Raw genomic sequence first — 2,027 nt, 5'->3', positions numbered from 1 at the left:
ATAGGCCACCCCGCCCGGCGCCTTGTTCGTGTACACGGCGGTCATGTGGCAGTACGCGGCGTCGATGTCGTAGCTGCCGGTGAAGACCCCGAAGAAGCCGGCCGGGTACTTGATCGGCGATGCGACGCCGTTGAACGCGCCGTGATCGGCCAGCACGTTGGACCGGATCGCAAGGATCTTGCCGTCCTTGGTCGCGGCGATGTCGCCGACCATGATGTAGTCGCGGGCGAAACCGGTGGAGGTCAGGTTCTCGCTGCGGTCCTCCATCCACTTCACCGGCTTGCCGAGCAGCAACGAGCCGACGATCGCGCACACATAACCCGGGTAGATGGGCACCTTGTTGCCGAAGCCGCCACCGATGTCGGGTGCGATGACGCGGATCTTGTGCTCGGGCAGTCCTGCGACCAAGGCGTACAGCGTCCGGTGGGCGTGCGGTGCCTGTGTGGTCGACCACAGCGTGAGCTTCCCGCTCACCGGGTCGAGATCGGCGACCGCACCGCAGGTCTCCATCGGTGCCGGATGCACTCGCGGATAGACCATCTCCTGCGTAACGACCACATCTGCCTTCGCGAAGGCGGCGTCGGTTGCCGCGGCGTCGCCGGTCTCCCAGTCGAAGCAGTGGTTGTCGGTCTTGCCCTCGAGGTCGGTCCTGATGATCTCGGCGGACGGGTCGAGCGCCGTGCGGGCGTTGACGACCGGATCGAGCGGCTCGTAGTCGACGTCGATGAGCTCGAGTGCGTCGCGCGCCGAATAGCGGTCCTCCGCGACGACGAACGCCACCTCCTGCCCCTGGAAGCGCACCTTGTCGGTGGCGAGCACGGCTTGGACGTCGTTGGACAGCGTCGGCATCCACGCCAAGCCCTTCTCCGCGAGATCGGCTCCGGTCACCACCGCCTTTACCTTCGGATGTGCCTGGGCCGCAGACACATCGACGGAGGCGATTCGGGCATGGGCATACGGAGATCGCAGGATGGCCAGGTGAAGCATGCCGTGCAGGTTGATGTCGTCGACGTAGTTGCCCTTACCGCGGATGAAGCGTGGGTCTTCCTTGCGCAGCATCCGGCCGTGGCCGCAGGGCTTCTTGTCGTTGTCGGCGGTGTCGTTCTCGGACAGCGGACGCGACACCGGTTCTTGCAGGGTGGTCATGACGTGCTCCCGGCTTCGACGAGGTGGTCGCCCGCGTCGCCCCCGAGGGTCGCCTCGGTCTGCGCGGCCGGCGCGAAGTCCTCCCGGCCATGGCGCGCCGCCCATTGGATCGAGCGCACGATCGTGGTGTAGCCGGTGCATCGGCAGATCTGCCCGGAGATGGCCTCTCGGATGGTGTGTTCGTCCGGATCGGGATCACGGTCGAGCAGCGCGCGGGCGGTGATCATCATGCCGGGAGTGCAGAATCCGCATTGCAATCCGTGACACTGCATGAATCCCTCCTGAACGGGGTCGAGCTTGCCATCGACCTCCATACCCTCGACCGTCCCGACGTCGTGCCCGGCGGCCATCGCCGCCAGCATCGTGCAGGACTTCACCGGTTCGCCGTCCACCGCGACGACGCAGGTGCCGCAGTTGCTGGTGTCGCAGCCCCAGTGCGTCCCGGTCAGCCGCAGCTGGTCGCGCAGGAAGTGCACCAAGAGCATCCGCGGCTCGGTGTCGGCGGTCACCGGTTCGCCGTTCACCGTCATGCTCACTTGCATCAGTTGGTCCTCTGATTTCCTTGGGGGGCTTGCCCTGGCGTGTTGCGGATCCGCTCGATCGAAGTACGGAGTGTGCGGATGGTCAGTTCCGAGGCGAGGTGCCTTTTGTAGTCGGCACTGCCCCGCATGTCGGACACCGGTGCGCAGGCCTCCGCCGCCAGCCGGCCGGCTTCGGCGAAGGTCTGTTCGGTGGCCGGCTTGGATGAGAGCGAGTCGGCGAGTGCGTGCAGCGCCTCGGCGTCCGGGTTGACGGCGGTCAGCCCTACCCGTGCGGCGACGATCGCGCCCTGCGCCTCGTCGAGGGTTACGGTGGCGCCCGCCGCGGCCACCGCCCAGTCA

General features: G+C 66.9%; 2 protein-coding genes and 1 pseudogene. All 3 read right to left on the bottom strand.

Annotated features, from left to right (window positions below; translation table 11 throughout):
- On the bottom strand, window positions 1–1,146 hold a 1,146-nt coding region (locus ACRDUX_RS06740), incomplete at its 3' end, for a molybdopterin cofactor-binding domain-containing protein (protein ID WP_526412221.1).
- Window positions 1,143–1,688, bottom strand: coding sequence for a (2Fe-2S)-binding protein (locus tag ACRDUX_RS06735; protein ID WP_526412219.1), 546 nt, complete (start codon window positions 1,686–1,688; stop codon window positions 1,143–1,145). The genes ACRDUX_RS06740 and ACRDUX_RS06735, both read right to left, overlap by 4 nt.
- Window positions 1,688–2,027 (bottom strand): annotated as a pseudogene (locus ACRDUX_RS06730) (FAD binding domain-containing protein); the annotation flags it as partial. The gene ACRDUX_RS06735 and the pseudogene ACRDUX_RS06730, both read right to left, overlap by 1 nt.

Origin of the sequence: Mycobacterium sp., assembly GCF_050701675.1 — a bacterium.
Taxonomy (GTDB): domain Bacteria; phylum Actinomycetota; class Actinomycetes; order Mycobacteriales; family Mycobacteriaceae; genus Mycobacterium.
Note: the sequence above shows the minus strand (reverse complement) of the source record. Positions and strands in the feature narration are given on the sequence as shown.